This is a genomic window from Paenibacillus sp. B01 (assembly GCF_009649995.1).
Lineage (GTDB): Bacteria > Bacillota > Bacilli > Paenibacillales > Paenibacillaceae > Paenibacillus_O > Paenibacillus_O pasadenensis.
In genome coordinates, this window is the sequence record NZ_CP045802.1 from 1668942 (window position 1) to 1686878 (window position 17937).

Genomic DNA, 17937 nt, shown 5'->3' on the forward strand with positions numbered 1-17937 from the left:
GATTGAGCGGGAGGAAGCCATGAAAAACAGGGTAGGGTTCGCTTCAACCATTTTGCTGTCCAGCATGCTGCTCTTGTCCGCCTGCTCCAACGGAGCCGCGGAGAACGACGGAGCATCAGCCTCTCCGGCTCCGACGGCCAGCGCGCCGGGGGCAAACGCAGGCGCGGCGGACAGCGCAGGCGCTGCGGCTGCGCAAGCGGAAGGCGCCATTGTGGCGTCCGACCTGTCCAAGCTGCCGGAAGCGGCCAAAAAGCGGACGGATACGATCATCGTCGGACTCGTCGATCCGAGCGGCGCGTTCACGCCCTATTTCCAGCAAAGCGGCTATGACGGCAACGTCTCCTCGCTGCTCTACACCTCGCTCGTGCTCGTGGACGACAAGGGCGAGCCGACGCCGGGCCTCGCGGAAAAATGGGAAGCCAGCCCGGACGGCCTGACCTACACGTTCCATCTGCGGCCTGACTTGAAGTTCAGCGACGGCTCGCCGCTGACAGCCGACGACGTCGCCTTCACCTGGACGATCCTGAACGACAAGTCCTACGACGGCGACTCGCAGATTCCCGCGCTCGGCATCAAGGGGGCGGCAGCCTACAAGGACGGGACGGCGGCTGCCGTATCCGGCATCGAGGTGAAGGATCCGCAGACGATCTCGGTCACGCTCGACAAGCCGAACGCGGCCGCGCTCGTGCTGCTCGGCGGCGACGTCCTTTCCAAGGCCTACTACGGCAAGGAATACAAGCAAGGCGATCTCGGGTACATGAAGCAGCTGAGCTCGAGCCCGCTCGGCAACGGTCCGTACAAGCTGGAGAAATTCATCCCCGGCCAGGAAGTGCGCTTCACGGCCAACGAGCACTACTTCGGCGAGAAGCCCAAGACGCCGCACTTCATCTATAAGACGTCCGAGGGCGACACCTGGCAGTACCTCGAGACGGGCGAGGTCGACTACGCCTCGTTCAGCGCCACGCAGGAGAACATCGACAAGCTGACCGCGCTCGGCTTCGTCAACATCGTGCCGTATACGCCGAGCACCTACGGCTACCTGCAGGTGAACCTCGAGCGCCCGGCGCTGCAGGACAAGAAGGTCCGCCAGGCGCTGACCTACGGCCTGGACCGGCAGAGCATCTACGTCGACGCGCAGCAGGGAGCCGGCGTAGTGGCCAACATTCCTTCTCCGCTCACCTCCTGGGCCTACACGGAGGAAGGCATCAACGCCTACCCGTACGATCTCGAAAAAGCGAAGGCGCTGCTGGACGAGGCCGGCTGGGCCGAAGGCTCGGACGGCATCCGCGAGAAGGACGGCCAGAAGCTGAAGATCCATTACCTCGGTTCCAAAAGCAAGAACACCGACATCTTCATCGCCGTAGCGCAAGAGAACTACACCGCGCTCGGCATCCAGTTCGAGCCGGAAATCTTCGCCGACTTCAACTCGCTCGTCTCGAAGGTCGAAGGCGGAGACTACGACCTCGTCTCCTTCTCCACGCCGATGCTGACCGATCCTGCCGACGGCCTCGCGCAGTTCGTCGACGGCGAGATCAAGGGCTTCGACAACGCCGCCTTCAAGGAGCTGTACGACAAAGGTCTGGCGACGACCGACATCGAGCAGCGAAAAGCGGTGTACAAGGAGATCTTCCAGCTGCTGAACGACGAGCTGCCCGTCATCTTCACCAGCTATCGCAAAAGCGTCTATGCCTACAACGGCCGCATCGAGAACCTGGAGATCAGTCCGTTCTACGGCCTGGCTGTGAGCCTGCCGAACTGGTCGCTCAAGGACGTCCAATAAGCCTGGATCTCTCCCCTGTCCGACTGGCGCGGACAGGGGAAATCCCTTTTCGGAAGGAGAAGCCATGAGCACTTATCTGATCCGGCGGCTGAGCTACATGCTGCTCATCCTGCTGGCCGCCTCGTTCCTGATCTTCGCCCTCTACGCGCTGACGCCCGGCGACTTCATCAGCGGCAACATCAAGCTGACGCCGGAGCGCAAGGCGGAGCTGCGGATGATCTACGGGCTCGACCAGCCGCTGCTCGACCGCTATCTGACCTGGATGGGCAACGCGCTCCGCGGCGACTTCGGCATCTCGCTGGCGCAGCAGAAGCCGGTGCTGACGCTGTTCCAGGACTACATCTGGAATTCGTTCCTGCTGGCGGCGGTGTCGACGTTCTTCACCTGGCTGCTCGCCGTCGTCATCGGCGTGCTTGCCGCCTACCGCCAGTACTCCTGGTTCGACTCGCTCGTCATGGTGCTCATCTTCGCGGCGATGAGCATCCCGTCGTTTTTCATCGGCCTGTTCCTCATCAAGATCTTCGCCGTCGACCTGCACTGGCTGCCGCCCGGCGGCATGACGACGACCGGCAGCAACGCGGAAGGCTGGGCGTACGTGCTGGAGGTCGCGGACCATATGGCGCTGCCGGCCGCGGTCATGACGCTGCTCGGGCTCGGCTCGCTGACCCGCTACTTTCGCAGCAACATGATCGACGTCATCAAGCAGGACTATATCCGCACGGCAAGAGCCAAAGGGCTGCCGGAGAGGAAGGTGCTGTTCACCCATGCCCTGCGCAACGCGCTGCTGCCGGCGATCACGCTGGTCGGCTTCGAGCTGCCGGCGCTGTTCGGCGGCTCGCTCATCATCGAGAGCATCTTCAACTGGCCCGGCATCGGCCAGCTGTACATGAAGTCGTTCGGCCTGCGGGACTATCCGCTGCTGATGGGCTTCACGATGTTCATCGCCGTGCTCACCGTAGTCGGCACGCTGCTGTCCGACCTGCTCTATCGCATCGCGGATCCCCGCGTCAACCTGTAACCGAAGGAAGGTTCTTCTATGTCAGTGGCTAACGGAAGGCTCGCCGTCCAGCCCGGCGCGGGCCGGTCGAAGCGGTCCTCGATCTGGGGCGACGCGGCGCGGCGGCTGATCCGCAACAAGCTGGCTGTGTCCGGCTTCCTCGTCGTCGCGCTCATGTTCGCGGCCTGCTTCCTCGGGCCGCTGTTTTCGCCCTATGCGGACAACAAGATCAACATGGCGCAAATGAACCGCCCGCCGAGCGCGTCGCACTGGCTCGGCACGGACGCGCTCGGGCGGGACGTGCTGACGCGCGTGCTGCAGGCGGGGCGCATCTCGCTCACGGTCGGCCTCGCCTCGATGGGGCTGTCGGTCGCGCTCGGCGCGCTGCTCGGCATCGTCGCGGGCTACTATCGCGGCATCGTCGACCAGCTCATTATGCGGCTGGCCGATCTGCTGCTCACCATTCCGAGCCTGCCGCTGCTGTTCATCGCCGGCGCGCTCCTCTCGGAGTGGAAGGTTCCGCCCGACTCGCGCATGTACATCGTCATGATCATGCTCGCCGTCGTCGGCTGGCCGGGGCTGGCGCGCATGGTGCGCGGCCAGATCCTCAGCCTGCGGGAGCGGGAATTCATGCAGGCGACGACCGTGCTCGGCCTGCGCGGCCGCCGCAGGCTGCTGGGGCATCTGCTGCCCAATCTCGTGCCGCTGCTGATCGTCATCGCCACGCTCAACATCGGCGGGGCGATCCTCAGCGAGTCGGTGCTGAGCTTTTTCGGCCTTGGCGTGACGCCGCCGACGCCGACCTGGGGCAACATGATCGACGCGGCCAACAACATGATCGACTTCGAGAAGCGGCCGTGGCTGTGGATTCCGCCGGGCTTCTCGATTTTCGCGACCGTCATCGCGATCAATCTTTTCGGCGACGCGCTGCGCGACGTGCTCGATCCGAAGCAGAGAAGGTAGGTGGACTCGATGGAAGCGCTGCTAGACATACGGGAGCTGCAGACCCATTTTCAGACCGAGGCCGGCGTGCTGCGCGCGGTGGATGGCGTCAGCCTGCGCGTCCGAGAGGGCGAGACGGTGTGCATCGTCGGCGAGTCCGGCTGCGGCAAGAGCATGACGGCGATGTCGGTGCTCGGCCTCGTCGAAGGGCCGTCCGGCAAGGTCGCCGGAGGCGAGGTCCGCTTCGGCGGGCGCGACCTGCTGCGCATGAGCCGCCAGGAGCTGCGGACGCTGCGCGGGCATGAGCTGTCGATGATCTTCCAGGAGCCGATGTCCTCGCTCAACCCGGTGCTGACGATCGGCCGCCAGATCGCCGAGCCGCTGCGCGAGCATCTGCGGCTCGGCCGCAAGGAAGCGATGCGCCGAGCGGTCGAGCTCATCCGCGAGGTCGGCATCAGCCGTCCCGAGCAGATCGCGGACGCTTATCCGCATGAGCTGAGCGGGGGCATGCTGCAGCGGGTGATGATCGCGATCGCCGTCTCCTGCCAGCCGAAGCTGCTCATCGCCGACGAGCCGACGACGGCGCTCGACGTGACGATCCAGGCGCAGATCCTCGATCTGCTGCGCGGACTGCAGGCGAAGAGCGGCATGGCGCTGCTGCTCATCACGCATGATCTTGGCGTCGTGGCGGAGATGGCCGACTACGTGATCGTCATGTATGCGGGCAAGGTTGTCGAGGAAGGGGAGGTCGAGCGGCTGTTCCGCGAGCCGCGGCATCCGTATACGCAAGGACTGCTGCGCTCCAAGCCGGTGCTCGGCCAGGTGCGGGAGGAGCTGTACTCGATCCCCGGCCAGGTGCCGAATCCGCTCGAGCTTGGCGCCGGCTGCGCGTTCGCGGACCGCTGCGAGTTCGCGATGGATCGATGCCGCAGGCAGGAGCCGCCGCTTGCGCCGGTCGGCTCCGATCAGCAGGCGGCCTGCTGGCTGCACGGGAAGGAGGGACAGCATGAGTGAGGCGCTGCTCGAAATCGAGGATTTGAAGACTTATTTTCCGATCAAGTCGGGCCTACTCGGGCGGACGACCGGGCAGGTCAAGGCGGTCGACGGCATCAGCCTGACGATCCGCGAGGGCGAGACGTTCGGCCTCGTCGGCGAGTCCGGCAGCGGCAAGAGCACGGTCGGCAAGTCGATCGTGCGCCTCGCCGCCAAGACGGCCGGAACGATCCGCTTCATGGGCGAGGATCTGCATGCGCTGCACGGAGAGCGGCTGCGCCAGCTGCGTCCGAAGCTGCAGCTGATCTTCCAGGACCCGTACAGCTCGCTCAACCCGCGGGTGAGGGTCGGCGACGCGATCGGCGAGCCGCTGCTCGACCATGGCCTCGCGAGCAAGGCGGATGTCCGGGAAAAGGCGCTGCAGGCGCTGGAGTCCTGCGGCCTGTCCGCCTATCAGGCCGACCGGCTGCCGCATGAATTCTCGGGCGGCCAGCGGCAGCGGATCGGCATCGCCCGCGCGCTCGCGCTCGATCCGAAGCTGATCATCGCCGACGAGCCGGTATCCGCGCTCGACGTATCGATCCAGGCCCAGATCATCAACCTGTTCCGACGGCTCCAGCAGGAGAGAGGGCTGAGCTATCTGTTCATCTCGCATGACCTGAGCGTCGTCGAGCATCTATGCGACCGGATCGGAGTCATGTATCTCGGCTCGATGATGGAGACCGGCCCGCGCGAGGAGCTGTTCCGCTCGCCGCTGCATCCGTATACGAAGGCGCTGCTGTCCGCCGTGCCGATCCCGATCCCGAAGCTCAAGCGGGAGCGGATCGTGCTGAAGGGCGACATTCCCGACCCGTCGAATCCGCCCTCCGGCTGCAAGTTCCATACCCGCTGCCCGTTCGCCGTGGAGCGCTGCGTCCACGAGGCGCCGGAGCTCCGCTCCGCAGGCGGCGGACGGCAGGTCGCCTGCCATCTGGCATGAAAAGAGAAGCGCCCCTCGGGGCCGTTTTCGGACGATGGGTCCGGGACGGCTTCCAGAGGGGCGCTTTTTGGCGTCGGAGAGGGCCATTCTTATCGGGGAAGGCGGAGCGCGCAGGTCAGCGCCAGCCCGGCCTATCGCCGGAGCGTCACCGCCAGCCCGGCATCTCGTCGAGCGTCAGCACATTGGAGGCGCCATAGATGCCTGGCAGCGTGCTGCGGTTCTCCTCGATGAAGTCGGGCCATAACATCGCGTAGATCCACTTGTTCTGGCTGGCGAGCAGCGAGGCGGACGGCATGAACTGGCATTCGCCGATCGCGATCGGCTTGCCGCCGGACGCCTGGAGCATCGTGTTGTAGTTGTTCTGCGTGTAGCCGGTATTGTAGACGTCGAGCGAAGCGATGTCGAAATAGCTGCTGCCCGGGTTGTAGGCGGAGATTTCCGTGCTCAGGTTGGAGAAGTCCTGCACGTTCCACACCCAGATGAGGTTTTCCAGCCCCTTCGTGTGCGTCAGGTAGTCGTAGGTGATCTGGTACAGCTTGGCGGAGCCGTTCGAGCCCTTGTGGCAGGACCACCAGAACACGCATTGGTTCATCTCATGCAGCGGACGGAACAGGACGACGACGTTGTTGTTCTCCAGATCCTGCAAATAGGTCGCGAGCGTGTCGAGACGGCCGATCCAGCTGTTGTACAGGCTCGTGCCCGGCGTCGTCAGCTGGGTGAACTGGGCCGACGTCAGCTTGGCCGGATTTGCTCCGCCGATCTCGTCCCAGCTGCAGTATTCGTCGCGGGTCGGCGCGCAAGGATGGTACATGAGCGTGACGAGAGCGCCTTTGTTGAACTGGTTCTTCGCTTCCTGGATCATGTTCCAGCGGTTGTCGAGCGCGAGGCTGCCGAAGCCGAAGTCGCCTCCCCACAGAGACGGCGTGCGGCCCGCGATGCCTGCCACGCGGTCGCTGTCGCTGCGCGGGGTGTTGTTGAACTTGTTCTCGATGCCGACGATCGTCTTGCCCCCGAGATTGTTCAAGTAGCTTAGGATGCGCTGCTTGACGGCGGACACCGGCTCGCTGCCGCCTCCGCCTTGGCCGTTGTCGCCGTAGATCTCGAACTCATACAGCGAGTAGCCGTAGGCGGTCGCGCGCTGGAAGGCGTACATCTTGACGTAGCGGACGGTGGCCGTGAAGCTGATGTCGTTTACGCCGCCGACGCCGTTGTAGTTGGAATAGACGGTCGTCCAAGTGGAGTTGTCGTTCGACGTCTGGATCTGGAAGCCCTTCGCATACGCGGCCTCCCAGCGCAGCTTCACGCCGGTGAGCGGGCGGGCGGTGCCGAGGTCGACGATGATGTACTGCTGGTCGCTGTAAGCCGAGGACCAGCGGGTGTTGCCGTTGGCGTCCACCGCATAGGCGCCGGCGTAAGCGGAGCTCTCCGTGCTGGAGACGGTGACGGGGCGGTTGTAGGCGAGGTTGACGATCGCCGCCTCGGTCTTGGCGGGCCGGGCGAGCAGGACGAGCAGCGACAGCAGCACGGCGGCGAGAGCAAGGAGCAGAATGGAGCGGGGGCGGGGCAGCGTCAGTCGATTCATCATGGGCCTCCTTGAAATAAGGTGATGGATGATGCCTGGCGGAGCATGCGGTGATGCGGCCGGCGCTGACGGCGCCGAAGCGGGCATCGCCCCTTTCGCTTGGAAATGAATTCGCTTTCAACACCCATTATAAATATTTAGAAATAAAATTCAATAAGTTTATTTAAATTGAACAAACGATGTAAACGATTGACGCGGGCAACTGTTACCATTAAAATAACAGTACGGCGGGAAAGGAAGGGAGCGTGCGGATGAACAGCGAATTTACCATCGCGGTCCACAGCCTGGTCTATCTGGCCAGCCGGCCGGATCGGATGGCGACGAGCGATGCCATCGCCCGCAACGTGAACACCCATCCGTCGCGGATACGCAAGGTGATGAGCTTGCTTCGCAAGCAGGGATATATCGGGACGAAGGAAGGCATCGGCGGGGGCTACCTGCTGGAGCGGCTGCCGGAGCAGACGACGCTGGCCGAGATCTATTCGGCGACGTCGTTCGGCTCGATCAAGCCGGGCTGGTGCTCCGGCGGCGAGGTGGGAGACTGCATGATCGCCTGCCGCATGGAAGCGGTGATGGATGAGATTTTCACGGAAACGGAGGCCAAGCTGCTCCAGCATCTGGAGAGCATGACCATCCGCGACGTGCTGCAGCGCGTGAAGGCGGAAGAGACGTCGACCTGAAGCGACTAACGGCGGGAGGAATGGCAGATGAGCATGGAAACGGGGATGGAAGCGATTCAGATCGGGGACTGGGTAAGCGGGGTCACCGTCATGGACGAGAGATTCATCGGGTATGTCGATGCGGCGGATCCGGTCGGGTTTTACCGGATCGTCGTGACGCAGAGCGACCGCGAGCGGATTGTCGGCAAGCGCGTCGGCGCGCGCGCCTCCAAGGTGCGCAAGCTGTCCGAGCACGGCCAGCAGGCCGGAGCCGGCGAGCTGCGGACGCTGATCGAGCTTGCCCTCCTGACGTGGGACGAGGACTGGTTCCGCGAGCTGACGGAGCGCGCCCGGACCGCGGACGCGGAGCCGGGCAAGAGCGGTTCGAACGGAATGCCGGTCAACCGCATCTCGTCCATTCTCTAGCCCGGCCGCAGCCGGGGACGCGCTTGTCCTTTTGCAGCCGGTCCGCCATGATGGCGGACCGGTTTTTTTGGCTTCTTCTGACGAGCCCGCCGTCCGCATACGATGAGTAGGGAAGCGAGTTCGTCCGAGGAGGGAAACGCATGGCGAGATGGGGAAAAAGACGCGCCCCTTGGCGGCTGCCGGCGCTGCCGATGCGGCCGGTCCGGAGGATGAGGCTGTCCCGCTCCGCTTCTTCCGGGAGCCGGAGCGCGGGGTCCGGACGTCTGCGGCCCCGCCCGCTGTTTTCTTCGCGGAGCCGCCGGGCGGCTCCGCTCGCCGGGGATGCTGGGCGCCCCCGCCAGACGCGGCGCAGGCGCTGGCGATGGATGCTGCTGACGATCGCGCTGCTGCTGGCGTTCGGGACGCTCAACGGCTATTTTTACCTGGAACGCGAGCTGCAGCCGCCGCTCATGCGGATCGCCCAGCTCAAGGTGAAGCAGATCATGACGGAGGCGATCAACAAGGCGATCACCGATCAGGTCGCCACGGGCGCCAAGCTCGAGAACCTGATCGAGTGGAAGATGGACGCCTCCGGCAAGGTGAGCGGCTTCATGATGAACTACAACGAGCATATGAGGATCACGGCGCAGACGATCCAGACGGTGCAGCATACGCTGCAGGAAAGCGAGAGCTTTCGCGAGGGCGTGCCGATCGGGCAAGCGCTGGACAGCGCGCTGCTCGCCTCGTTCGGCCCGCGCGTGCCGATCCGATTCGAGCCGATCGGCGATGCCAAGGTCGAGCTGAGCACGAGGCAGAAGGATGCGGGCATCAACATGATCCTCGTCGAGGTCTACATGCGCATCCACACGGAGCTGTCGGTCATCATTCCGTTTAATGCCGCCTCGCAGACGGTCGATACGGAAATTCCGATCTCCTACCTGATGGTCGTCGGAGACGTGCCGATGTACTATTACGACGGCAAGGGCAAGCCGATCGGAGACAGCGCGGCGGCCGCGCCCGCGCTCACGCTGCCGCCGCCCTCGGGCGGCGCGGACGCGGGAGCGGCCCCGCCCGGCAACAGCGCGGACCAAACGGAAAACGACCCGGGAGAAAGCCCTTGAGGGCCTTCTCTCGGGTCGTTTCGTCGTACAATGCCTTGCCTACTCGAGATCCAGGTGCAGCCTGCGCGTATTGCGGAGCCCCTGAAGGCCGTCCGGATCCTGCATGGTCTTGAAGCGGGCGAAAGCCTCGGCCGCCTCCGAGGTGCGCACGCGCAGCGGCTTCTCTTCCATGGCGAGCAGGGCGGACACGATGCCGGCGACGTCCTCGCCCGTCTGCGGCACGCTCGTGCGCGAGGCGAACCGGTCGAGGTAGCGGGTCAATAGGGGCTTGTACTCATCCTCGAGGATGCCGCCCGTCCGGGACACCTGCTCCATGACCGTGCCGGAGAACGCCGTCGCGACGGCGCCCGGCTCGATCAGCGTGACATCGATGTTGAACGCGGGCTTGTAATAGGTCGCGAGGCTTTCGAGCAGGCCTTCGAGCGCGAACTTGCTGGAGCAATACAGCTCGTTGAACGGCTGTCCGACCAGGCCGCCGACGCTGGAGGTGGCCAGCACATAACCGTTGTCGGAGCGCTTCAGCAGCGGCAGCGCCGCCCGGATCGTGCTCATGACGCCGAACACATTGGTCTCGAACAGCCGGCGCACGTCTTCCATGTCGGCTTGCTCCAGCGTGCGCAGCATGCCGTAGCCGGCGTTGCAGAACAGCGCGTCCAGCTTGCCGTGATGCTCGTCGATGCGGCGGAAGGCCCGTTCGAGCGAGGCGGGATCGGTCACCTCCATCTCCAGGAACGTCAGGTTGGGCGTGCCGGCATAGGCGGCTTGATCCCGTTCGGGATGGCGGGTGCCGGCATAGACGGCATGGCCTTCCCCGGCGAGGCGGAGCGCGGTGGCGAGGCCGATGCCGGATGAGGCGCCGGTGATGCAGACGATGCTAGGGGACGAAGCCATCCTTTAGCCTCCTTTGGCAACTATCATCTATCGCTCCTATCCTACTCCGGGGAAGGGGAGAAAGCAAAAAGCCGCCCTGCATGAGGGCGGCTCGGATCATGCGGGCTGAGGCTGACGAGGCTTGCCGAAAGGGCTGCGGCGCCGCTAGCGGCCGCGGCGGGCTTTCTTCGCTTTCGCTTCGGCCTTTTCCCACTGGCGCAGCAGCGGATAAGGGTCGAACGCCCACTCGATCATGCCGCGATCCCGATAGATGCCGTAGTGGAGATGAGGCGGGAATTTGCCGGACGTGCCGGGCTTGCCGTAGCCGGAGCTGCCGACCCAGCCGAGCGTGCGGCCGGGCTCGACCGTCATGCCGCTGCGCAGCGACTTGTCGAAGCCGGACAGATGCGCATAATAATGGTAGCGGTTGTCGAGGTCGCGGATGCCGATGCGCCAGCCTCCGTAGGCGTTCCAGCCCATGTTCTCGATGACGCCGTAGCAGGTGCTGCGCACCGGCAGGCCGTGGCCGGCGAAGATGTCGGTGCCCTCGTGCGTCCGATGCCCGCCCCAGCCGCGGGCCGTTCCCCAGGTGCTGCGATAGGAGTAGTCCGTCCCGACCGGCACCGGAAAGGCGCTGCCGTCGAGATCGAGCCGTCCGAACGTGCGGTACAGCAGCGTGAACTGGTTGACCCGCTGGACGGCGCGCTGATTGTGGTAGAATTCCCAGACACCGATCGAGAAGTCGTCTGCCGTGCCGCCGAAGCGCGCGACGGCCGACGCCTGGGCGTAGAGCAGGTCGATGTCGCTGCTCGGATCGGCCTTGCCGTCGCCGTCGCCGTCGCGGCCGATGCCGCCGAAAAAGCGGATCGAATCCGGATTGCGATCGCTCGGATCCGGGTTCGTCGCTCCGCTCCACTGCTCCGGCGAAGCGTACAGGCCGGCCCAGGAGCCGAGCTTCGGGCGCGCCTTGGGCCGCGCCTTGCGCAGCGTGCGCTCGTACTGGTCGAGGGCGGCGATCTGTTCCCAATCCAGTCCCGTCATGAGGGAGAGCTGCCCGTAGGCGGCGCGGCGCTGCTCCGGCGCTCCCGCCTCCTTCGCGTCCGCTTCCGATGCGGGAGCCGCGTGCGCCGGCTGACCGAGCGAGGCGCCGAGCAGCATCGCCGCAGCCGTCAGGGCCATCCATTTCTTCATTGCTAATGTCCACCTCCGCCGGGAACTTGAGCTCGCTCCCGTAGGTTCTGCGTTCCGATTGGATTTTATCCGAAACATGTTATAATGGAGGTCAGGTTTTACGCCCTTTTTTCTACCGAACGACAGAAAGCGAAAGCAGGGGATTCCATGAGCACCAGAGCTCCCAAACCGAAGCTGCCGAAGCCGGAATGGCTCAAGATCAAGCTTCAGACCGACGGCCACTACGCCGAGCTTAAAGATATGATGCGTTCCAAGACGCTGCATACGGTCTGCGAGGAAGCGCGCTGCCCCAACATCTACGAATGCTGGGCCAACCGCACCGCGACCTTCATGATTCTAGGCGACATCTGCACGCGCGCGTGCCGGTTCTGCGCCGTCAAGACCGGCCTGCCGACCGAGCTCGACCTGCAGGAGCCGGAGCGGGTCGCCGAAGCGGCCGAGCAGATGGGCCTGCGCCACTGCGTCGTCACCTCCGTGGCGCGCGACGACCTGAAGGACGGCGGCGCTTCGATCTTCGCCGCGACGATCAAGGCGATCCGCGCCCGCCTGCCGCTGTGCAGCGTGGAGGTGCTCATTCCCGACTTCCTCGGCAACGAGGAGTCGCTGCGGATCGTGATGGACGCCAAGCCCGATATCCTCAACCATAACATCGAGACGGTCGAGCGGCTGTCGGACCGGGTCCGCGCCAAGGCGAAGTACAAGCGCTCGATCGAGCTGCTGCGCCGGGCCAAGGAGATGGCTCCGTCGATTCCGACCAAGTCGAGCATCATGCTCGGCGTCGGCGAGGAATACGAGGAAATCATCGCTTCGATGGACGATCTGCGCTCGGTCGACGTCAACATCTTGACGCTCGGCCAGTATTTGCAGCCGTCGCCGAACCATCTGGCGGTCGCGCGCTACGTCCATCCGGACGAGTTCAAGCAGCTGAAGGAAGACGGCCTCGCGCGCGGCTTCAGCCACGTCGAATCCGGACCGATGGTGCGCAGCTCGTACCACGCGCATGAACAGGTCAAATCTGCAGCAGGAGCGGCATCCGGAGTATGACCGGCCGCCCGGGCCGCTAGGAGGGCTACCGGTGATCTTTGTCGGAACGAAGAAGTACGAGCTGATCCATGAACACAAGACCGCCTGGAACGCCGAAGTATTCCGGGACCGCTACAGCGACGTGCTGGAGCGCTACGACTATATCGTCGGAGACTGGGGATACAGCCAGCTCCGGCTCAAGGGCTTCTACCGCGACGGCCATCCGAAGGCGAACCGGGACACGTCCTATTCCAGCCTCATGGAATATATCAACGAGTATTGCAACTTCGGCTGCGCGTATTTCGTGATGGAGCTCAAGGAGCCGGCATCCGCCGATCCGGACGCTCCGCCGGAGCAGCCGGCGGCCGGCGACATCGTCATCGTGCCGGGCGTGCGGCGCTTCGAGGAGGACAGCTACAGCCGTCCTCCGGCCGCCGACCGCCGGCGCGGGGCGGACCGCTCTTCCGGCTCGAAGCGCGGAGCGGCGGGCGACTCGGCGGCCGATGGCGAGGCCGAAGCGGCTGCCGCCGGCGAGCGCCGCCAGCCGCAGGGCGGCCGGACAGGCGGAGGCAAGCGCCAGGGCGGCGGAGGGCCGCATGGCGGCAAGCGCCGCGAGCATGCCTCGAGCGGCTCCGAGCGGCGCGGCGAACGGCGGGAGCATGCCTCCGCCGGCTCCGACCGGCGCGAGCAGGCTTCGCCCGGCGGCGGCGAGAAGCGCGAGCGGCGGGAGCGCCGCGACCAGGGCGGAGCTTCCGCCGCTTCGGAGCGGCAGCGCGAGCCGGGAGGCGAGCGGGCGCGCGAAGCGCAGGGCGAGACGCCGCGTGCCGACCGCGGCGAGCGGTCGCCGCAGAGCTCGGGCGGCGGCCGTCGAGGCGGCTCGCATCGGCGCGGCGGCCGCAGCGGCGGCTCGGGAGGCGAGCATGCGCCGCAGCAGCAGCCGGGCGAGACGCGCCAAGGCGGAGCCGGCGAGCGTCCGGGTGGCGGCGAGCGTCCACAAGGCGGCGAGCGTCCGCAGGGAGGCCGCCGCAAGCCGCAGGCCGGCGGAGGCCAGCCTCCAGCCGGTCCGGGACCCGGCGGACCGTCCGGCAGCTAGCGATTAGCGGGCTCGGCGGATGCAGGAGAGCGGCAAAAAGGGACGTGCACGAGCGCAAGCTCGTGCACGTCCCTTTTTCATGGCGCCTTGCGCGGCTTGTCCTGTCCGGCGCATGTCCCGCGGGAGCTGCGGCCGTTCAGCCCGGAAACCGCGAGTCGGGCTGAGGCTGGGAATCGTTCGTGTCGATGAAGGCGTCGCGCACGCGGTTCCAGAACGGAAACGGGCGATAGCGCGCGAAGCTGACCCGCGACTCGGCGACGCTGCAGCGGATCGAGCGGATGTCCGAGCGCTGGATGTTCAGGTGATCGATCGTCAGCAGCAGCCGCTGGTCTTTTTTGGACAGCAGATCGCAGTGATGATGCTGCGGCAGGATGACCGACGTGCCGAGCGTCCGATAGACGCGGTTGTTGATCGAGGCGATCTCCGCCAGCTGCAGCGACGGGATCGACGGATGGATGACGGCGCCGTTCAGGCTTTTGTTGTATGCGGTGCTGCCGGTCGGCGTCGAGATGACCATGCCGTCGCCGCGGAACATCTCGAACGGCTCGTCGTTGATGTTCACCTGCACGACGAGCGTGCCGTCCACGCCCTTGAGGGTGAACTCATTGAGCGCCAGATAGCCGGTCGTTCCCTCCGGCGTATCGAGCTCGATCTGGGCGAGCGGATAATGGACCAGCTTGGGCTGCTGCTCGGCCATCATGCGCACGAGCTCCTCCAGCTCGTCCGCCTGCCAGTCGGCGTAAAAGCCGAGATGGCCGGTATGGACGCCGACGAAGGCGACCTCCTCGATCCGCTCCAGATAAGTATGGAAGGCATGAAGCAGAGTGCCGTCTCCGCCGATGGAGATGACCATGTCCGGTTTCTTGTCGTTGCGGATGAATCCGCGTCCGGCCGCCAGCCGGTGAAACCGTTCCGTCAGCTCGTTGGACAGCCGGTCGCCTCGGCTCAATACCACATAGTTCAACAACGCAGGCGCTCCTTCCGAATCAATCAGGATACCCAAATGATAGCGGAAATCGCGGGCGAACACAATGACGGCGGCCTCTGTCGGGAGCGGCTCATCCGGGACCGATCCAGCCCCAAAGGGCGTATACCATGCCGGCGGCGAGCAGTCCGTGCAGGAAGCGGGCGAGCAGGAACGGCCGGTACCGCATGCCGGTATGGCTGACGAGGCTGGCGATCTGCGCGTGGACCGAGAGTCCGGCCCAGCTGAGCACCCAGGCGGCGAGCGCAGTGCGGTGGAGGAGCGCGAGGCTTGCTTCGGAGGAGGCTTTGGCTCCGAGCGTCACCTCGAACAGGCCGCTGATGACCGGAGCGGCGGAGGAGGCCGAGCCGCCGAACGCTTCGAACACGAGGCCGAGTCCCGCTTCCAGCAGACCGAGCAGCGACGTCTCGCGGAGCAGCTCCATGAGGACGGAGAACACGACGACCAGCCCGCCGACGACAATCATGAGCCTCAGCCCCGACTGGACGGCATCTCGCACGAGCACGCTGAACGGGCGGCCGTCGAGCAGCCTCGCCTCGTGCATCGCCTTCAGCGCGGAGCCGATGCCGCCTCGCTTGCGGGCGGACGAGTTGCGGCGGTGCGGCATCGGATCGGAAGCGCCCTCCTCCGATTCGCCGCGGCCGTGCCAGCGCATGAGGAAGCCGATCGCGAGGCTGCTGCCGTAGTGCGCGGCCGCCAGCACGGGCGCGATCGCGGCCTGGTGGAAGAAGCCGACCGAAACGGCGCCGATGAGGAAGATCGGATCAGAGGTCGTCGTGACCGCGACGAGCCTCTCTCCTTCCACCCGCGAGATGAGCTTCTGGTCCCAGAGCTGGGACGCCAGGCGAGCTCCGACCGGATAGCCGGACAGATAGCCCATCGCCAGCACGAAGCCTCCGCTTCCCGGTATGCGGAATACCGGCCGCATGACGGGGTCGAGCAGCTTCCCGGCGAAATGGACGATGCCGAGTCCGAGCATGAGCTCCGACAGGACGAAGAACGGGAAGAGGGCGGGGAACAGCACCTCCCACCAGATCGAAAGGCCGCGCAAGGACGAGGCCAGCACGGAAGCGGGATAAAAGGCCATGAGCGCCATGAGCAGGGCGGCGCAGAGGGCGGTGACGGTCGACGGATGAAGCAGCTTGCGGCTCATGGGCGGGGCGCTCCTTCGAATGAGATGAGGGACAGGAAAGCTTGATCCATTGTATGAGACAAGCGCGGGAATCAGAAGGACAAACCGTTGTCAGAAAAATCTAAAAAAGATAGAAAACGCTTGCAAAAAGGGCTGGCATTCCGTTTTCTTTATGGTACAATAGCATTACTCTAAACGGCTTGGAGTGATGGAGAATGAGTGTTGTCGCAGGCATTCTGGTTTGCGCTTTTGTGTATGTGATTCGCGAGTCCCTCATGGCTCCCGGTGAAGAAGATTACGAAAGCTGAAGCTTGTTCCCACCACTTATCCGAATGCCCGCGATGCGGGCATTTTTTCATGGGAAAACGCTTTCTAGCCGCGAGAGAGTAGTTCTTTCATCATAGACCGTTCGACCTAATAAATGGAGGTTTCCTTACCGATGAATAAACCGAGCAGTCCGTACGAGCTCATGGGCGGAGCGGAGACGATCACGAGGCTCGTCCATGCCTTTTATCCTAAAGTCGTTCAGAACGAGCGGCTTGCCCCGTTGTTTCAAAACGATCTGGCGCCGGTTATGGAAAAGCAAATCCAGTTCTTGACCCAGTTTTTCGGAGGTCCGCCGCTGTTTTCGGACGAGCACGGCCATCCGATGATGAGGGCCCGCCATCTGCCGTTCCGCATCACCCCCGAACACGCGGCCGCGTGGCTCGGCTGCATGGATGCGGCGGCGAGGGAGATCGGCATGCCGGACGACCTGAGAAGCTTCGTCATCGACCGCTTGTCCGGTCCCGCCTACCATTTCGTGAACAGCGACGGCCAGGACGATACGGAATAAGAGCCCGACAACCGAGAAGGAGATGTTTCGCGCATGGAGCCGCTATATGAATCGGTCGTATCCTGTCCCTGCTGCGAATCCGAGTATCCGACCGCCCGCGTCCGTTCCAGCTTCAAGCGGGCGGTCTCGTCCGACACGGACTTTTGCTGCTACTACAAGCATGATGTCAACGCGGATTTTTATGTCGTGCGCGTCTGCCCGCGCTGCGGCTACGCGACGACGGAGAACGGCTCGCGCGAGCTGAGGCATGACCAGAAAAAAGCTTATTTCGAGCAGATCGGCCCTTCCTGGAAGCCGAGGAGCTTCAGCGGCGAGAGGACGAGGGAGCAGGCGCTGCTCTGCTACAAGCTCGCGCTTCTGAGCGCCCAGGCGATCGGCGAGAAGGCGCGGCTCATCGCTGGCCTGCTGCATCATATCGCCTGGCTGCACCGCTACGGCCGCGAGGAGGAGCAGGAGCGGCGCTTCCTGCGCCATGCGCTCGAGGCGTACAAGTCCGTCTTCGAGCATGAGCATGTGGAGAACGACGCCAAGCTCATGTACCTGATCGGCGAGCTGCACCGCCGCCTGGACGAGCCGCGCGAGGCGGTGCGCTGGTTTTCCCGCGTCGTGCAGGATCCGTCCATCATGGACGCGGCGATGATCCAGGCGAGCCGCCGCCAGTGGCAGTTCATCCGCGAGCAGACGGCCGGGGCCGTTCCCGAGTGGATCGCCGACGGCGCTGCCGAGGGCGGAGCCGCAGCCGTCCCGTCATGAACCGAAAAAGCGTTCCCCGCGAGAGAGCCTCTTCGCAGGGAACGCTTTTTTGGCTTGCCGTCCCCGGCGGGGCTGCGGCTACAGGCTGCGTACGGGGACGTCCATCAGCAGATAGTCCTTGTCGGCGTCGAGCACCGTGACCCGGCTATGGCAGCACGGAAAGACGAGCAGCTTCTTCGCGCCTTCCGCGATCGTCTTGAGGTCGGACGGGCGCAGCGGCAGCAGCACGTTGTCGCGGCCGCAGAACGGACAGCCGGCCAGGACATCCTTCATCTGGACATCGTAAGGCCAAGAGCATTCGAACGGAATCATCGGTCCTCGTCCTTTTCCGGTTCGGACGGGGCGCCGGCCGTCTCGGGACCTGCGGCGGCAGCGGGTTTCTCCTGGCTGTCGGCGCCTTCGGCGCGGGCCAGCTCGGCCATTTTTTGGAGAAGGATATGGCGGGGCATATGCATGAGATGCTCCAGCGGCACGCCAAGCTGCTTGGCGAGCTTGACGGCCGTGTCGGCGGATATGGGCAGCGGTCTGGACATGTCGGTTCCTCCTTGCCGAAGTAGCGCCGCTGTCGTTCCGGTGGCGGATGGCGAGCGGCGCGAG

At 64.8% G+C, this 17937-nt stretch carries 19 protein-coding genes; 12 read left to right on the forward strand and 7 right to left on the reverse strand.

Translation table 11 applies throughout. The features are described from left to right. Positions 1-19: 19 nt before the first annotated feature. The 5 genes from GE073_RS07265 (at position 20) to GE073_RS07285 (ending at position 5691) form a co-directional block, all read left to right on the forward strand. On the forward strand, positions 20-1780 hold the full coding sequence (locus GE073_RS07265) for an ABC transporter substrate-binding protein (RefSeq protein ID WP_153783141.1): 1761 nt from the start codon (positions 20-22) through the stop codon (positions 1778-1780). A 64-nt stretch (positions 1781-1844) separates the two neighbouring features. Further along, positions 1845-2798 (forward strand): ABC transporter permease, encoded by a 954-nt coding sequence (locus GE073_RS07270; protein WP_028599986.1) that lies wholly within the window; start codon positions 1845-1847, stop codon positions 2796-2798. 18 nt (positions 2799-2816) lie between these two features. Next, the gene (gene opp4C, locus GE073_RS07275; RefSeq protein WP_028599985.1) at positions 2817-3740 is read left to right on the forward strand and encodes an oligopeptide ABC transporter permease; all 924 of its coding nucleotides are present in this window, start codon (positions 2817-2819) and stop codon (positions 3738-3740) included. Between the two features lie 9 nt (positions 3741-3749). Continuing rightward, the gene (locus GE073_RS07280) at positions 3750-4733 is read left to right on the forward strand and encodes an ABC transporter ATP-binding protein (protein ID WP_153783142.1); all 984 of its coding nucleotides are present in this window, start codon (positions 3750-3752) and stop codon (positions 4731-4733) included. Next, positions 4726-5691, forward strand: coding sequence for an ABC transporter ATP-binding protein (locus tag GE073_RS07285; RefSeq protein WP_028599983.1), 966 nt, complete (start codon positions 4726-4728; stop codon positions 5689-5691). Before GE073_RS07280 ends, GE073_RS07285 begins: the two co-directional genes overlap by 8 nt. A gap of 145 nt (positions 5692-5836) precedes the next feature. Here GE073_RS07285 and GE073_RS07290 read toward each other — a convergent pair whose 3' ends face one another. Next, a complete protein-coding gene (locus GE073_RS07290) occupies positions 5837-7273 on the reverse strand; it encodes a glycosyl hydrolase (protein WP_194843300.1) in 1437 nt (478 codons plus the stop codon). A 251-nt stretch (positions 7274-7524) separates the two neighbouring features. Between GE073_RS07290 and GE073_RS07295 the strand changes: the two genes are divergently transcribed. The 3 genes from GE073_RS07295 to yunB all read left to right on the forward strand — a co-directional run bounded on the left by GE073_RS07295 (position 7525) and on the right by yunB (position 9458). Further along, positions 7525-7953, forward strand: coding sequence for an RrF2 family transcriptional regulator (locus GE073_RS07295; RefSeq protein ID WP_028599982.1), 429 nt, complete (start codon positions 7525-7527; stop codon positions 7951-7953). 27 nt (positions 7954-7980) lie between these two features. Then, positions 7981-8358 carry a hypothetical protein gene (locus tag GE073_RS07300; RefSeq protein WP_052333472.1) on the forward strand — a complete coding sequence of 126 codons (378 nt, stop codon included), beginning with the start codon at positions 7981-7983 and terminating at the stop codon, positions 8356-8358. A 365-nt stretch (positions 8359-8723) separates the two neighbouring features. Continuing rightward, entirely contained in the window at positions 8724-9458 is a 735-nt protein-coding gene (yunB, locus tag GE073_RS07305; RefSeq protein ID WP_052333471.1) for a sporulation protein YunB, read from the forward strand. A 39-nt stretch (positions 9459-9497) separates the two neighbouring features. On the opposite strand, the gene GE073_RS07310 is transcribed toward yunB, so the two are convergent. Beyond that, positions 9498-10349 carry an SDR family oxidoreductase gene (locus GE073_RS07310; RefSeq protein ID WP_028599981.1) on the reverse strand — a complete coding sequence of 284 codons (852 nt, stop codon included), beginning with the start codon at positions 10347-10349 and terminating at the stop codon, positions 9498-9500. A gap of 144 nt (positions 10350-10493) precedes the next feature. Continuing rightward, a complete protein-coding gene (locus GE073_RS07315; RefSeq protein WP_153783143.1) occupies positions 10494-11519 on the reverse strand; it encodes a M23 family metallopeptidase in 1026 nt (341 codons plus the stop codon). 147 nt (positions 11520-11666) lie between these two features. On the opposite strand from GE073_RS07315, the gene lipA reads away from it, so the two are divergent. Together lipA and GE073_RS25360 are read left to right on the forward strand one after the other, a co-directional pair. Continuing rightward, complete coding sequence (gene lipA, locus GE073_RS07320; protein WP_028599980.1) at positions 11667-12563, forward strand: lipoyl synthase; 897 nt, start codon at positions 11667-11669, stop codon at positions 12561-12563. A gap of 31 nt (positions 12564-12594) precedes the next feature. Further along, on the forward strand, positions 12595-13635 hold the full coding sequence (locus GE073_RS25360) for a YutD family protein (protein ID WP_205621429.1): 1041 nt from the start codon (positions 12595-12597) through the stop codon (positions 13633-13635). Between the two features lie 136 nt (positions 13636-13771). Here the strand turns inward: GE073_RS25360 and GE073_RS07330 are convergent, their stop codons facing one another. After that, on the reverse strand, positions 13772-14599 hold the full coding sequence (locus GE073_RS07330; RefSeq protein WP_043111631.1) for an NAD kinase: 828 nt from the start codon (positions 14597-14599) through the stop codon (positions 13772-13774). Positions 14600-14693: 94 nt separating this feature from the next. Then, positions 14694-15773, reverse strand: a complete 1080-nt coding sequence (locus GE073_RS07335; RefSeq protein ID WP_153783144.1) for a nucleoside recognition domain-containing protein — start codon at positions 15771-15773, stop codon at positions 14694-14696. A gap of 418 nt (positions 15774-16191) precedes the next feature. Between GE073_RS07335 and GE073_RS07340 the strand changes: the two genes are divergently transcribed. Both GE073_RS07340 and GE073_RS07345 read left to right on the forward strand, forming a co-directional pair. Next, positions 16192-16587: a globin domain-containing protein gene (locus tag GE073_RS07340; protein ID WP_028599978.1), complete on the forward strand. Its 396-nt coding sequence runs from the start codon at positions 16192-16194 to the stop codon at positions 16585-16587. 33 nt (positions 16588-16620) lie between these two features. Continuing rightward, positions 16621-17340, forward strand: a complete 720-nt coding sequence (locus GE073_RS07345; RefSeq protein WP_101808783.1) for a DUF2225 domain-containing protein — start codon at positions 16621-16623, stop codon at positions 17338-17340. Positions 17341-17418: 78 nt separating this feature from the next. On the opposite strand, the gene GE073_RS07350 is transcribed toward GE073_RS07345, so the two are convergent. Together GE073_RS07350 and GE073_RS07355 are read right to left on the reverse strand one after the other, a co-directional pair. Beyond that, entirely contained in the window at positions 17419-17652 is a 234-nt protein-coding gene (locus GE073_RS07350) for a hypothetical protein (RefSeq protein WP_028599976.1), read from the reverse strand. After that, positions 17649-17873, reverse strand: coding sequence for a YycC family protein (locus GE073_RS07355; RefSeq protein ID WP_028599975.1), 225 nt, complete (start codon positions 17871-17873; stop codon positions 17649-17651). Before GE073_RS07355 ends, GE073_RS07350 begins: the two co-directional genes overlap by 4 nt. Positions 17874-17937 lie beyond the last annotated feature (64 nt).

Excerpts from the sequence above, each read along its gene's own strand:
- GE073_RS07265 (WP_153783141.1), top strand. The coding sequence starts at position 20 with ATGAAAAACAGGGTAGGGTTCGCTTCAACCATTTTGCTGTCCAGCATG.
- GE073_RS07270 (WP_028599986.1), top strand. The coding sequence starts at position 1,845 with ATGAGCACTTATCTGATCCGGCGGCTGAGCTACATGCTGCTCATCCTG.
- opp4C (WP_028599985.1), top strand. The coding sequence starts at position 2,817 with ATGTCAGTGGCTAACGGAAGGCTCGCCGTCCAGCCCGGCGCGGGCCGG.
- GE073_RS07280 (WP_153783142.1), top strand. The coding sequence starts at position 3,750 with ATGGAAGCGCTGCTAGACATACGGGAGCTGCAGACCCATTTTCAGACC.
- GE073_RS07285 (WP_028599983.1), top strand. The coding sequence starts at position 4,726 with ATGAGTGAGGCGCTGCTCGAAATCGAGGATTTGAAGACTTATTTTCCG.
- GE073_RS07290 (WP_194843300.1), bottom strand. The coding sequence starts at position 7,273 with ATGAATCGACTGACGCTGCCCCGCCCCCGCTCCATTCTGCTCCTTGCT.
- GE073_RS07295 (WP_028599982.1), top strand. The coding sequence starts at position 7,525 with ATGAACAGCGAATTTACCATCGCGGTCCACAGCCTGGTCTATCTGGCC.
- GE073_RS07300 (WP_052333472.1), top strand. The coding sequence starts at position 7,981 with ATGAGCATGGAAACGGGGATGGAAGCGATTCAGATCGGGGACTGGGTA.
- yunB (WP_052333471.1), top strand. The coding sequence starts at position 8,724 with ATGCTGCTGACGATCGCGCTGCTGCTGGCGTTCGGGACGCTCAACGGC.
- GE073_RS07310 (WP_028599981.1), bottom strand. The coding sequence starts at position 10,349 with ATGGCTTCGTCCCCTAGCATCGTCTGCATCACCGGCGCCTCATCCGGC.
- GE073_RS07315 (WP_153783143.1), bottom strand. The coding sequence starts at position 11,519 with ATGAAGAAATGGATGGCCCTGACGGCTGCGGCGATGCTGCTCGGCGCC.
- lipA (WP_028599980.1), top strand. The coding sequence starts at position 11,667 with ATGAGCACCAGAGCTCCCAAACCGAAGCTGCCGAAGCCGGAATGGCTC.
- GE073_RS07335 (WP_153783144.1), bottom strand. The coding sequence starts at position 15,773 with ATGAGCCGCAAGCTGCTTCATCCGTCGACCGTCACCGCCCTCTGCGCC.
- GE073_RS07340 (WP_028599978.1), top strand. The coding sequence starts at position 16,192 with ATGAATAAACCGAGCAGTCCGTACGAGCTCATGGGCGGAGCGGAGACG.
- GE073_RS07345 (WP_101808783.1), top strand. The coding sequence starts at position 16,621 with ATGGAGCCGCTATATGAATCGGTCGTATCCTGTCCCTGCTGCGAATCC.
- GE073_RS07350 (WP_028599976.1), bottom strand. The coding sequence starts at position 17,652 with ATGATTCCGTTCGAATGCTCTTGGCCTTACGATGTCCAGATGAAGGAT.
- GE073_RS07355 (WP_028599975.1), bottom strand. The coding sequence starts at position 17,873 with ATGTCCAGACCGCTGCCCATATCCGCCGACACGGCCGTCAAGCTCGCC.